The organism is Ochrobactrum chromiisoli (assembly GCF_026241335.1).
Taxonomy (GTDB): Bacteria; Pseudomonadota; Alphaproteobacteria; order Rhizobiales; family Rhizobiaceae; genus Brucella; species Brucella chromiisoli.
Window position 1 is genome coordinate 1,348,885 of record NZ_JAPHAV010000001.1, and the last position, 13,120, is coordinate 1,362,004.

The following is a 13,120-nucleotide window of genomic DNA, read 5'->3' on the forward strand; positions in this document are numbered from 1 at the left end:
TTTCGGCTGGCTCCCTGATTATTTTTCTGGTTCAGCCGCATTTAAGGAGCATTATCGACGAGGATTGTTCGGTCGCAGGTCTGACAATGTGATCCCTGATTTCTATAATTAGATGCTAGAGCTGATAACGCGCAATAATTATTCGCACTTATGCCCATCCATCCGCCCATAACCCCATAATCCCACCATTTTTCATCGAATGGCAAGACGGTTTGAGTAATTTAATTTTTAGCGTAAAAAGGGATTTTCCAAAGAAAAGGCATGATCGAAAGATATTTTTCAGTGTTTTCCGTGTCGATATAATCAATTGTTAGTGAAAACCTCAAAGCTCCATCAATTGTTGAATGAAGTCTGCAATTTCTTCGATTTGATCAAGATGAAACACCGGTAATCTTTCATGGCTTTGCATATGATCGCTGGCAATGGCAACAATGCTGGAATCGCTATCGCAAAGCGGTGGCCCTTCGTGGCTGCCAATACGCCTAAGTTCGATCTTCTTATGAGGTTCGTTTTTGTAGCCTTCAATCAGAACCAGATCGCAGGGGGCCAGCTTGCTGACAATGACTGGTAATGACGGCTCTTCTTCGCAAAGATTTTCATGCATGATCGCATAACGTGCAGATGAAACGATTGCGACTTCCGCAGCGCCAGCATTGCGGTGCCGCCAGGAATCTGTCCCGATATGATCAATATCAAAATTATGATGAGCGTGTTTCACCGTCGAGATGCGATAGCCACGTTTGGTCAGCGCCTGAACGAGGCTTTCCGTCAGTGTGGTTTTGCCAGCATTTTTCCAACCGGTGATTCCGAACAGTTTATGGGTCATTGGATGGCCTCAATCAGCAGCTTTGCTGCCTCAAGATCTTCAGGTCTGTTGATGTTGAAGAAGGGGTCATAAACTGCGCCATTGGATGTAAGTGCCACGAGCGCAAACACCACCTCTTCAAAACCGACATTTTGCGCGAAAGCAAGCACACTGGCCGTTTCGGTGCGTGCCAGCCAGTCAATAAGCGGTTGCAGCAGTTCTGTTTTCCAAAGCCCGCAAGTCGGATGAACACGGCCATTGGAACACGCAAGCACAATGCTGGCACCGGTTTTTGCTTGCTGCTCGTAAAGCCGCGATACAAGGTCAAGCGGCAGAAAGGGGCAGTCGGCTGCAACACTCAGGAGCAACGGGAAGCCGGCGGCATATTCCAATGCTGTCTTGAGCCCCACAAGTGGCCCACCATGCGCGGAAATGGAGTCCGCTGTCACAGGTATCCCTAGTTTTGGAAGACGGCCATGATCGCCATTGGCGTTGAGAAAAAGCTGATCGACCTGCGGTGAAAGGCGCTTTGCAACATGTTCAAGAACTGTCTTTGTGCCGAGCTTTTGCAAAAATTTATCACCCGGCACACCGCCCGCCTGCATGCGGCTGGACTGGCCTCCGGCAATAATGGCACCTGCGATACGGTGCGTCTTTCCTGTCACGTGGGTTCTACTCCCGTGGGCGCAGCAGCCAGTGTGCTTTTATAGTGTTCCCGCTTTTTGAGAACATTTTCGCGGTACACCATATAAATACCGCTGCTGACGACAAGAATTGATCCAAGGATTGTATAAGTGTCTGGCGCTTCATTGAAGATCACAGTGCTTAGCAGGATCGCCCAAAGCAGGCTCGAATAGCGGAATGGCGAAACAAATGAAATTTCACCTTCACGCATCGCCAAAATGATAAAGTGATAGCCAACCAGCAAAAGTGCTGCCGCCACAGCCATGAAAAGAATTGGCTCCAGGCCGATGGGTTGCCAGCCGCCCATAGGCACTATGAGTGCTCCACCTGTGAGTGCAATGGCACCGGCAGTGAGCGTTGAGAGATAAAGTGTCGGCACATGTGCCGGGACGCGGCGTGTCGCAATATCGCGCATCGCTGCAAAGCAGACGCTGGAAAGCAAAATCCCCACGGCGGCAAGCGTTGTTGAGGTGTCAGCGCCAGGACGAATGATAATCAGAACCCCGATCAACCCGAATGAGATACACATCCAGCGCCGCCAGCCGACTTTTTCATTCAGAAAAAGCACGGCGCCAACGGTCACAACCAAGGGCGTTGCCTGAAATACGGCTGAACAGAAAGCCTGTGAAAGATGCCCGAGCGAATAGATATATGTGACTGTTGCCAGCACTTCGCCCAGAACACGCAGCAACGTCATCTTATCCATCGACATGTTGCGAAGCGCTCCGTTGCGCCATGCGAGCAGGCCGATTGCCGTTGTTGCAAATATTCCTCGAATGAACATGTACTGACCACTGTTCATATGGATCAGCAAATATTTGGTAATTGAATCGCCGATGGTGAATGTCCCCATGGCGAGGAGCATGAAAATGCTTGCACGAAAATTTGCAGTTTGCGGCACAATATAAAATCCGATTTTGGGACTTTCTATCGCTACCTTATGATTTAGATAACGTCCAATGCATATGTGTTGCGAATTGATTTAAATTATTTATCCGCCAGTCAGGCTCATGTGACGTGCAACAGCCGGGCGATTATGGTCGCGATCAATGATGAAATCATGGCCCTTGGGCTTGCGTGAAATGGCCTCGTCAATCGCATCATTGAGAACGCTGTCACTTTCGCTTGCACGCACTGCGGTGCGCAGATCCGCATCATCGTTCTGACCAAGACACATATAAAGCATGCCTGTGCATGTCAGGCGCACACGGTTGCAGCTTTCGCAGAAATTATGCGTAAGGGGTGTGATAAAACCGAGCCGGCCACCCGTTTCTTTTATGGTGACATAGCGGGCAGGGCCACCGGTATGATAGGAATTGTCGGTTAGTGTGAACTGCTTGCCAAGATCGACACGAAGCTGCGAAAGCGGCAGATATTGATCCGTGCGATCAATCTCTATTTCACCCATCGGCATGGTTTCGATCAGCGTCATGTCCATGTCACGACCATGCGCCCAGCGGATCAGCTCTGGAATTTCAAACTCATTGAAGTTTTTCAGCGCAACAGCGTTGATTTTAATGCGAAGACCGGCCTTCTGCGCAGCGTCAATACCTTCAATGACGCGATTAAGATCACCCCAGCGGGTAATAGTACGGAATTTATCAGGATCAAGCGTGTCCATCGAGACATTGATACGCTTTACACCACATTCTGCGAGTTCATCAGCATAACGGACAAGTTGCGACCCGTTGGTTGTGAGCGTCAGCTCTTCCAACGCGCCGGTTTTGAGGTGACGCGACAGCCCGCGGATCAGATGCATGATGTTTTTGCGAACAAGCGGCTCACCGCCTGTCAGGCGCAACTTGCGCACACCCTTATCGATAAAGGCGCTGCAAATCCGATCCAGTTCTTCGAGCGTCAGCAGGTCTTTTTTCGGCAGAAACGTCATATGCTCTGCCATGCAATAGGTGCAGCGGAAATCACAGCGATCTGTCACTGAAACGCGCAAATAGGTGACAGCGCGTCCAAACGGATCAATCATATCTCCGGTCGAAGAAACAGCAGGCAATGTCTGAGATTGATTCATAGAATAAGCCATTGTTTCAAAACGCTGCAAAGTCACCCTCTTCAAGAGATAAGTTCCCTTGAGGAGTTTGTCCAGTTTATGTGACTGTCATCCTGTATATTGCAGAATCAAACGCAGCGGGAATGACGGAGAACAATTATGAGTGATGTCTGGCCGACCGAGTTGCGGGTGTCGAAGGATCGCAAGCTTTTGACGGTGGCTTTCGAAAACGGTGAGCGTTTTGAGCTGACAGCAGAATTCTTGCGTGTGCTCTCTCCTTCGGCAGAAGTGCAGGGCCATTCACCAGAACAACGGGTCACGGTGGGCGGCAAGCGCAATGTGGAAATCATGCGTATGGACCCGGTCGGCAACTATGCCGTCCGTATTACTTTTGATGACATGCACGATACCGGACTGTTCTCGTGGACTTATCTGCACAAGCTGGGCACTCAGAAGGATACTCTCTGGCAAACCTATCTGGACGAGCTTGTGGAAAAAGGGCTGAAACGCGACCCGAAATAAAAAAAGGGGCGATAAACGCCCCATTTTTAACCGAGATTGAGCTCTTTGAAAAAGTCATTGCCTTTGTCGTCGATGACGATAAAGGCTGGAAAATCGACCACTTCAATGCGCCATATGGCTTCCATGCCGAGCTCTGGATACTCGACCACCTCAACCTTCTTGATGCAGTCCTGAGCAAGGCGGGCAGCAGGGCCACCAATCGAACCCAGATAGAAGCCGCCATGTCTGCCACACGCTTCACGGACCTGACGCGAGCGATTGCCCTTGGCGAGCATCACCATCGAACCGCCAAATGACTGGAACTGATCGACATAAGAATCCATGCGGCCAGCCGTCGTCGGCCCAAAGGAGCCGGATGCATAACCGGTTGGCGTCTTGGCTGGGCCTGCATAATAAATCGGGTGGTTCTTGAAATAATCCGGCATAGGTTCGCCGTTTTCCAGCCGTTCGCGGATTTTCGCATGCGCCAGATCGCGTGCGACGATGATTGAGCCAGTCAAAGAAAGCTGTGTCTTTACAGGGTGTTTCGACAGTTCCTTAAGTATCTGCTCCATGGGCTGGTTGAGGTCAATTTTGACCACATGCGATGAGAGCTTTTCCTCGTCAATCTCTGGCATATACTGCGCGGGATTGGTTTCGAGTTTCTCAAGGAAGATACCGTCTTTCGTGATTTTGCCTTTGGCCTGCCGGTCGGCAGAGCAGGAGACACCCAGACCAATTGGCAGCGATGCGCCATGGCGGGGCAGGCGGATAACGCGTACATCGTGGCAGAAATACTTGCCGCCAAACTGTGCACCGACGCCAAGCGACTGTGTCAGCTTATGGATTTCAGCTTCCATCTCCAGATCGCGGAAAGCATGACCGTCTTCCGAACCCTTGGTTGGGAGACTGTCGAGATAGCGCGTGGATGCGAGCTTCACCGTCTTGAGGTTCATTTCAGCGGAGGTTCCGCCGATAACGATTGCCAGGTGATACGGTGGGCAGGCCGCAGTGCCGAGGCTTAAGATCTTATCCTTAAGGAAATCAATCAGGCGGTCATGCGTCAGCAACGATGGTGTGCCCTGATACAAGAACGTCTTGTTGGCAGAGCCGCCGCCCTTGGCAACAAACAGGAATTTATAGGCGTCTTCGCCCTCTTCATAAATGTCGATCTGCGCAGGCAGATTGTTCCTGGTGTTCTTTTCTTCGAACATCGATAACGGGGCGAGCTGCGAATAACGCAGGTTCTTCTTGTTATAGGCATCCAGAACGCCGGCAGCGAGCGCATCAGCATCACCGCCTTCTGTCCAGACGCGACGGCCTTTTTTACCCATGATGATTGCTGTGCCGGTGTCCTGGCACATGGGCAACACACCGCCGGCCGCAATATTGGCATTTTTCAGCAGGTCATAAGCCACGAAGCGGTCATTATCGGTGGCTTCCGGGTCTTTCATGATATTGGCAAGTTGCTGCAAATGGCCGGGGCGCAGCAGGTGATTGATATCCGCAAAGGCAGCTTCCGACAGAATGCGCAGGCCTTCAGCATCAACGCTCAGAACTTCCTGTCCCTTAAACATATCGACCGAAACATGATCAGATGTCAGTTTGCGATAAGGAGTGTTGTCTTCGCCAAGTGGAAAAAGATCAGCGGCGCCTGCTTCTGCCATTGTGGTACCTCGCGTGCTTGCCAGTTACATATTCTCGCCGGGCTTTTAGCGTGATGCTGGGTGGATTCCACTGCGGCACTTTGTGCAGATCCGGAATTAATCGTTTCGTATGTGTCTGCAAAAACGCTTCTCAAGAAAAATTGATAGAACTGCCCGAAAAAAAATGAGGAGATTGCGTTAACGTTAAAAGATTCTATACGAGATTCATCAATTCTATGGGCGAAGATTGACGCAGGCCGCTATAGCGGTTGTACTGAATTGGCGGTTGGAATGCAGTTCTCCAGAAATTTGAATCGGAACATTGAAGATAATCGCAAACGTGGTCCTTATGTCCGCAAAGCGATGGCTTTCGCACTGGCCGCATCGACACTTTTCTCGACAGCGCAGGCGCAGGCAGCAAATTCGCTGCTTGAGCTGTTCCAGCAGCGCCGTCAGCAGCAAGCCCAACCGGTTCAACCGCCAGTGCAGGCCACACCGGCACCCAAGATTGCAAAGCCGGTTTCCGTGCCCAGAGCCGCCATACCGCCCGCACAGCGTGTGACGGTTAAGGGACCGCAGATATACGATTACAAGCCGGACGCCTTGATTAATATCGATTTCAGCGCGCTCGATATGCAGGTGACCGCAGCTGTCGCTGCTGCGCAAACAGATGCTCTGACGTCAGGCATGTCGCCGATTGGCCCAACAAAGAAGGTGACGGAAACACCGGCTGAATTAGCTTTTGATGCGGCGGCGGATTATCTCAAGACTGTTAATGTGAAAGCAGAAAAGCAGATCGCGGACGCCATCGTCAGCTTCTATTCTGAAAACCGCAAATTCCTCTGGTCAGCCGATAATAAGGCCCTTGATAAGGCGCGCAGCGTCGCCGCGTTCTTTGCGCAGTCGGATGAAGATGGGTTCAACCCCGAGGAATATGAAGTTTCAATTCCCGGCGATCATTTTGATGAATCGCAGCTTGCAGAACGCCAACAAAAACTCACGGATTTTGAAATCCGCATGTCAGCGCGCGCGCTGCGTTATGCAATCGACGCAGGCGAGGGGCGTATTGTTGCTGACCGCTTGAGTGGCTTTCACGACCTGCCGCGTAAGCGCGTCGATCCAAAGGCGGTCCTTGCTCGTCTGGCGACTGAAACTGATCCGGTCGCCTATCTGAAAAGCTTTCAGCCAAACAATGAAGCCTATTCGGCCCTGAAGCGCGAACTGGCGAACACAGAGGCGCCAGCAGGCGAACCAATTCGCATTTCACTCGATAAAGCCATTCGTCCGGGAGATACCAGCGATCAGCTGGCCAAGGTTGTGGCGCTTATTACGCATCATGCACCGTCGAGCTATATCGAACAGCATCGCGATGTGTTGCAGGCCCATGCCGATACAACCATTTACGACCCGGAGCTGACCACGGCCATCAAGGATTATCAAAGGCTTTCGGGCAGCACGCCTGATGGCATCATCGGCAAAAATACGATCGCAGCGCTTCAGGGTGAGCAGGATTCGATCAAGCGTGATCGTATTCTCTATTCGATGGAACGTCTGCGCTGGCTGCCACATGATTTCGGATCGCGCTATGTGATGGTCAATCAGCCATCCTATCGCGCTGAATATTTCGAAAACGGCAAAGAAAAGCTGGCAATGAATGTCGTGATCGGTTCACCAACGCATCAGACCTATTTTTTCTACAACAAGGTGCAGACCGTTGTGTTCAACCCATCGTGGGGTGTGCCGCGCTCAATCATCCTGAATGAAATGTTGCCCAAAGTGATGCGCGATAACAGCTATCTCGACCGCAATGGCTATGAAGTTTATGTTGGTGGCAAGAAGGTTTCGGCAAGTGCGGTTAATTGGAATGCCGTTGCCGCAGGCAAAGCCCATGTTGGCATCCGACAGAAGCCAAGCCTTGATAACGCTTTGGGTGAACTCAAGATTTTGTTCCCAAATGCCCATGATATTTATATGCATGACACACCGGCAAAATCTTATTTCAGCCGCGACATGCGTGCCTTAAGCCATGGCTGTATTCGTCTAGAGCGTCCGCGTGATATGGCGGCGGCGGTTCTTGGTAAGCCTGTTGCAGACCTGAGCAAATATTTCGGCAAGGATGAGCGCGGCATCAAAGTCGCTGATCCTGTTCCGGTTTATATTGCCTATTTCACCGCATGGCCTGATGCATCAGGCACAGTTCGTTTCTACAACGATGTTTATGGCCGTGATTCCGGTTTGCAGAAGGCTTTTGATAAAACGGCTGAATCGCGATTAGCTTCTCTTTAAGTCGCTATCTTATTTATTGACGGATGGCATTTGAAAAAGGCGGACTTAGAGCGCATTTCGATCTGATTGGATCAGATCAGCGCCCCAAGTCCGCCTTTTTAACTTCAATTTTGAATATAGCAGGCTTTTCCCTGACCCCGCGCCGGATCACCGAAAGTCTGATTGTTACATGGTACGCCGTCACGGAAAACGCGTTCTACGAAACGCCCTTTCGCACCATAACGAACGAGCTTGCGGCCATAAAAATCACAAAAGCCATTTTCTTTGGCGCATTGCTGCCATTGGCTACGGCCCCGGTCGTCTCGTCTACCACCACGCCAGTCGTTACGTCGATCATCACGACGATCCTCGTAACGCTCACGCACGACATATGAGCAACTTTTTCTTCTCTTGGGCGCAGGATCTCCAAAAACGCGGTTCGAACAGCGAACTTCCGGGCGGTCGATAAAGCGCGATGTACCCTGCCCATCAGCGCCGTAAATAACCTCGGTCGGGTAAGGCAATTGGCAAATGCCGTTTTCCGATGCACATTTTTGTAGACGCGCTGCTTCTGCGGAGGCAGGCGCGAGCACATACATGGATGCGATGAAGGCTGATATGCCTGCAATCAGGCTGAGTTTGTTAGACAGAAGAGCTGCCATGCGAACACCATTGTTTGAGTATTGATCTGCTGAAAAATATAGAACCCGCATATTGAATATAGAGTGAACGATAATTCACGTCTCTATCTATCTGAATTTGATGCACGCGTCGTTTTATTTGAGAGAAATGATTGTAAAATCCCGTTGCCGCAGTTTCCTTTCTGTCTTGAATCCGCAACAGTGCACCTGAAGGTTTCTCGTCAGTAAGGTCGTTTGAAATGCATGGTGAATATAAGGTCCACGGTGGAAAGCTGGTCGTTATCGATCTGGAGGTTCAGGACAATAAACTCTGCAACGTACAGGTTGCCGGTGATTTTTTCCTCGAACCCGGCGAAGCCCTTGATGATATTCGCAATGCATTGAATGGCCTGCCTGCAACGGCGTGCGCTGAAGAAATCGCGGATGCCGTGCGCAAAGGGCTTCGTCCCGATGCCTTCATGATTGGTTTCAGCCCGGAGGCGGTGGCCATTGCGGTTCGTCGCGCTCTCGGCGTTGCACGGACATGGCGCGATTACGAATGGCAGATCATTGATATTCCGCCACTCAGCCCGACAATGCATCTGGCGCTTGATGAGGTTCTGGCGCGCGAAGTTGCTGCCGGGCGCCGTGCACCCACATTGCGCTTTTGGGAGTGGGAGCGTCCTTCAATCATCATTGGTGCATTTCAGTCACTGCGTAATGAAGTGGACATGGATGCTGCCGAAGAAATGGGCGTGGAAACGGTGCGTCGCGTAACCGGCGGCGGTGCTATGTTTGTCGAACCTGGCAATACGATCACCTATTCACTTTATGCGCCTGGGGATTTGGTCCGCGATATGAGTTTTGCCGATTCCTATGCATTTCTTGATGAATGGGTGCTGAAATCCCTCAACTCGCTTGGAATTGACGCTTTTTATAAGCCGCTCAACGATATTGCGAGTTCGAAAGGCAAGATCGGAGGAGCCGCCCAAAAGCGTTATTCCGGTGGAACCGTTCTGCATCATGTCACGATGGCTTATGATATGGATGCAGAAAAGATGGTGAAGGTCCTGCGGATCGGCCGTGAAAAACTCTCTGACAAGGGCACGGCCAGCGCCGTCAAGCGCGTCGATCCTGTCCGCAGTCAGACCGGCCTGCCGCGCCGCGAGGTCATTGATCGTATGATGGAGACATTCATCTCGCTTAATGGCGGTGTAAGCGGCACGATTACGCCGGAGGAATTTGCCGCAGCAGAGCAGCTCGTGGAAGAAAAATTCGCGACTGAAAAATGGCTGCATCATATTCCGTAAGCAAAGAATAGCTGCAAGCTGCGCAGCGCCGCGTGACAGCGGCGTCAAGCCATGTCATAGGGAGGCCGAGTTTTCACAAGGCCTCCCGCGCATATGATCCGTTTAGACAATATCAGCAAGTCCAATAGCCATCGCATTCTGTTTATCGAAGCTTCAGCCGCTTTGAACCGCGGCGAGAAGATTGGCCTCGTCGGGCCGAATGGTGCTGGCAAGACAACGCTTTTCCGCATGATTACCGGCGAAGATCTGCCTGACGAAGGGCAGGTCAATGTCGAAAAAGGTGTAACGATTGGCTATTTCAACCAGAATGTTGGTGAAATGGGTGGGCGTTCGGCTGTTGCCGAAGTGATGGACGGGGCAGGGCCGGTAAGCAGTGTCGCGGCTGAATTGCGCGAACTTGAAGCCGCCATGTGCGACCCCGATCGTCTTGATGAGATGGATGCCATTATCGAGCGTTATGGCGAGGTGCAGGCTCGTTATGAAGAGCTTGACGGTTACGGGCTGGATGGCCGTGCGCGTGAAGTTCTGGCAGGGCTTAGTTTTAGTCAGGAAATGATGGATGGCGATGTCGGCAAGCTGTCCGGCGGCTGGAAGATGCGCGTGGCGCTTGCCCGTATTCTGCTGATGCGCCCGGATGTTATGCTGCTTGACGAGCCAAGCAACCACCTTGATCTCGAAAGCTTGATCTGGCTCGAATCCTTTCTTAAAAACTATGATGGCGCGCTGCTCATGACATCGCATGACCGCGAATTCATGAACCGCATCGTGACCAAGATTATCGAAATTGATGCCGGGTCGCTGACCTCTTATGCGGGGGATTACGCCTTTTATGAAGGCCAGCGCGCACTCAACGAAAAGCAGCAGCAGGCGCAATTCGAGCGCCAGCAGGCAATGCTCGCCAAGGAAATCAAGTTTATCGAGCGTTTCAAAGCGCGTGCATCACATGCTTCGCAAGTGCAAAGCCGCGTCAAGAAACTCGAAAAGATCGACCGTGTGGAGCCTCCACGCCGACGCCAGACGGTTGCTTTTGACTTCGCTCCTGCACCGCGCTCAGGCGAAGATGTGGTCAGCCTTAAGGGCGTCAGCAAAACCTATGGAAGCCGGACGATCTATGATGGTCTGGATTTTATGGTTCGGCGCCGCGAACGCTGGTGCATTATGGGCGTGAACGGAGCAGGCAAGTCAACGCTGCTTAAACTTGTGACGGGCGCAACCGAGCCGGATCAGGGCATTGTGAATCTTGGTGCAAGCGTGAAGCTTGGCTATTTCGCGCAGCACGCCATGGATATTCTGGATGGTGAAAGCACTATTCTTGAATGGCTGGAGCAGCGTTTTCCAAAGGCAGGACAGGCACCTTTACGGGCATTGGCTGGCTGTTTTGGTTTTTCCGGCGATGATATTGAAAAGAAATGCCGTGTGCTGTCCGGTGGTGAAAAAGCGCGCCTGGTGATGGCGGCAATGCTGTTTGATCCGCCGAATTTCCTCGTGCTTGATGAGCCGACAAACCATCTTGATCTCGACACAAAGGAAATGCTGATCAAGGCGCTTTCAGCTTATGAAGGCACAATGCTGTTTGTATCGCATGATCGCCGTTTTCTGGCAGCTCTGTCTAATCGGGTTCTGGAACTCACTTCCGATGGCATTCAGCAATATGGTGGTGGTTACACCGAATATGTCGAAAGCACCGGGCAGGAAGCGCCCGGTTTGCATGTCGGATAAAACAAACAAAGGCGGGACATTCCCGCCTTTTCTTTTGCGCTTTTATCGCAAGCGGCAAAGGATCATCTTTGATATTAAATTAGCGCAGCGACCTTTTCATGATCAGAGGCCCATCTGTTTTCTGCTCAACATATCGCATAATAACCCGCACAGTCCGTGAACGCACCGAGGTTTTGCTGGCGCACTTTAAAATGGCATCCTGTGCCGAGACAGCAAACTCTCGTCCCGCTTTTCTAACCGGCTGAAACTCCACTGTTAAAATGCGCGTCAGTTGGCCATTTCCGTCATAAGTAACTTCGAAAGTTGCAGACGCACGGCTGTAGTTCACATCTTCCGGCAATTGCCAACACTGTTCGGCCATCTCGGTCACAATTTCAGAGTCAGTTGCGGCCGTTGCAATTGTTGGGATAAGCCAAAGTGCAAAAACGACAATTCCGATTAACTTTTTCATTCGTCTCCCAAGCAGCTTCGCCTCTGGCTTTGTTTAAGATAGGCATTCAGAAAACAAATACCAATCATAAGGCCGATAATTGCTTCGGCAACAGGGGATACCATTTGCGCTTGTAACACCAAGCAATATCACGGAGGTCGGAAATAAGAGGGGATGATGTTTACCGGCTAAATGACTGAAATGGCGCACCCGACAGGATTCGAACCTGTGACCTCTGCCTTCGGAGGGCAGCACTCTATCCAGCTGAGCTACGGGTGCATCACCGGGAGGCGTGAGCCTCGTCTACCGAGGTTCTAAACGAAGCGATTGATTGCTTCAATGGCCTATTTGGGAAATTCTAATGGTTTATCCGCAAATTTTGCACGTTCAGGATTTTACGCTCGAACTTTGATGACACCACCGCCAAACCACTCAAGTCTCTCGGTGTAAAGCAACGGTGCTGTCAACACTTGTCATCACTCCCAAAAAAGTCCCTAAAGGCAGATCATCATTAACACGCAGCCAATCCTGATATCCAGTTGAGCTGCGACCTTTTACGAGAGATGAAGCTGGTGAAGGCTTGGAAAACGGAATATCGCGGGTCAACTCCAGATATTCCCCATGTGAAATAAGGCCGCCATCAGCCATTAATTGTTCACGCAGCTTTCTGACATTTAACGGTAAACTATCTGTAGCCCTGGCGTTTATTTTTGAACCAGCCTTGAGAGTGTAAGCACCATCTTCATAGCGTAAAAATGCCTTCTCGTTTTTTCTGTTCGGTAGCGTTGCATAAAGATCAAACGGCGCTATTTCCGATACTTCACTTTGGTTTATTGATGCCGGGGAAGCTGTAATACGCTCCTGCACTGAGAATAAGTCGTAGCCAAGTGCCTCAAGCACATAGATCATGTTGCGAAGATAGGTTTGCATAGTTGCAATGTCTGCGCGTGGCAAATTTGAGCCGGTCGGCCGGTTAGAATTGGCAACGAGTGCCTTGCCACTATTATCTTTTAGAGCGTTTCCCTGCCTGATTGAATCGGCAGGCTTTGCAAATCAGTCACTTTCTGATTCAAGCTATCTGCCGATGGAGGTCGGCAGATATGTCGCGAGCCCTTTCCATTGATCTTCGCATACG

The 13,120-nt window shown here is 51.0% G+C and carries 12 protein-coding genes and 1 tRNA gene; 4 read left to right on the forward strand and 9 right to left on the reverse strand.

Annotated elements, in window-relative coordinates:
* Positions 1-322: 322 nt before the first annotated feature.
* The 4 genes from mobB to moaA form a co-directional block, all read right to left on the reverse strand.
* Positions 323-826 carry a molybdopterin-guanine dinucleotide biosynthesis protein B gene (mobB, locus tag OPR82_RS06670; RefSeq protein ID WP_265983781.1) on the reverse strand — a complete coding sequence of 168 codons (504 nt, stop codon included), beginning with the start codon at positions 824-826 and terminating at the stop codon, positions 323-325.
* Complete coding sequence (gene mobA / locus OPR82_RS06675; RefSeq protein WP_265983782.1) at positions 823-1,470, reverse strand: molybdenum cofactor guanylyltransferase MobA; 648 nt, start codon at positions 1,468-1,470, stop codon at positions 823-825. The genes mobB and mobA overlap by 4 nt, the downstream gene beginning before the upstream one ends.
* Positions 1,467-2,354, reverse strand: a complete 888-nt coding sequence (locus tag OPR82_RS06680) for a DMT family transporter (RefSeq protein WP_265983889.1) — start codon at positions 2,352-2,354, stop codon at positions 1,467-1,469. The genes mobA and OPR82_RS06680 overlap by 4 nt, the downstream gene beginning before the upstream one ends.
* Before the next feature lie 126 nt (positions 2,355-2,480).
* Positions 2,481-3,515, reverse strand: coding sequence for a GTP 3',8-cyclase MoaA (moaA, locus tag OPR82_RS06685; RefSeq protein WP_323054533.1), 1,035 nt, complete (start codon positions 3,513-3,515; stop codon positions 2,481-2,483).
* A gap of 138 nt (positions 3,516-3,653) precedes the next feature.
* On the opposite strand from moaA, the gene OPR82_RS06690 reads away from it, so the two are divergent.
* The gene (locus OPR82_RS06690) at positions 3,654-4,016 is read left to right on the forward strand and encodes a DUF971 domain-containing protein (RefSeq protein ID WP_265983783.1); all 363 of its coding nucleotides are present in this window, start codon (positions 3,654-3,656) and stop codon (positions 4,014-4,016) included.
* 26 nt (positions 4,017-4,042) lie between these two features.
* Here the strand turns inward: OPR82_RS06690 and OPR82_RS06695 are convergent, their stop codons facing one another.
* The gene (locus tag OPR82_RS06695; RefSeq protein ID WP_265983785.1) at positions 4,043-5,662 is read right to left on the reverse strand and encodes a fumarate hydratase; all 1,620 of its coding nucleotides are present in this window, start codon (positions 5,660-5,662) and stop codon (positions 4,043-4,045) included.
* 270 nt (positions 5,663-5,932) lie between these two features.
* On the opposite strand from OPR82_RS06695, the gene OPR82_RS06700 reads away from it, so the two are divergent.
* On the forward strand, positions 5,933-7,927 hold the full coding sequence (locus OPR82_RS06700) for a L,D-transpeptidase family protein (RefSeq protein ID WP_396996617.1): 1,995 nt from the start codon (positions 5,933-5,935) through the stop codon (positions 7,925-7,927).
* 104 nt (positions 7,928-8,031) lie between these two features.
* On the opposite strand, the gene OPR82_RS06705 is transcribed toward OPR82_RS06700, so the two are convergent.
* On the reverse strand, positions 8,032-8,568 hold the full coding sequence (locus tag OPR82_RS06705) for a hypothetical protein (protein WP_265983786.1): 537 nt from the start codon (positions 8,566-8,568) through the stop codon (positions 8,032-8,034).
* A gap of 218 nt (positions 8,569-8,786) precedes the next feature.
* On the opposite strand from OPR82_RS06705, the gene OPR82_RS06710 reads away from it, so the two are divergent.
* Positions 8,787-9,836 (forward strand): lipoate--protein ligase family protein, encoded by a 1,050-nt coding sequence (locus OPR82_RS06710; protein WP_265983788.1) that lies wholly within the window; start codon positions 8,787-8,789, stop codon positions 9,834-9,836.
* Between the two features lie 93 nt (positions 9,837-9,929).
* Positions 9,930-11,555, forward strand: coding sequence for an ABC-F family ATP-binding cassette domain-containing protein (locus OPR82_RS06715; protein WP_265983790.1), 1,626 nt, complete (start codon positions 9,930-9,932; stop codon positions 11,553-11,555).
* Positions 11,556-11,634: 79 nt separating this feature from the next.
* Here OPR82_RS06715 and OPR82_RS06720 read toward each other — a convergent pair whose 3' ends face one another.
* The 3 genes from OPR82_RS06720 to OPR82_RS06730 form a co-directional block, all read right to left on the reverse strand.
* The gene (locus OPR82_RS06720) at positions 11,635-12,006 is read right to left on the reverse strand and encodes a hypothetical protein (protein ID WP_265983792.1); all 372 of its coding nucleotides are present in this window, start codon (positions 12,004-12,006) and stop codon (positions 11,635-11,637) included.
* A gap of 181 nt (positions 12,007-12,187) precedes the next feature.
* Positions 12,188-12,264 (reverse strand) — tRNA-Arg (locus OPR82_RS06725).
* A gap of 153 nt (positions 12,265-12,417) precedes the next feature.
* On the reverse strand, positions 12,418-12,915 hold the full coding sequence (locus OPR82_RS06730; protein WP_265983793.1) for a DUF4357 domain-containing protein: 498 nt from the start codon (positions 12,913-12,915) through the stop codon (positions 12,418-12,420).
* Between the last annotated feature and the right edge of the window lie 205 nt (positions 12,916-13,120).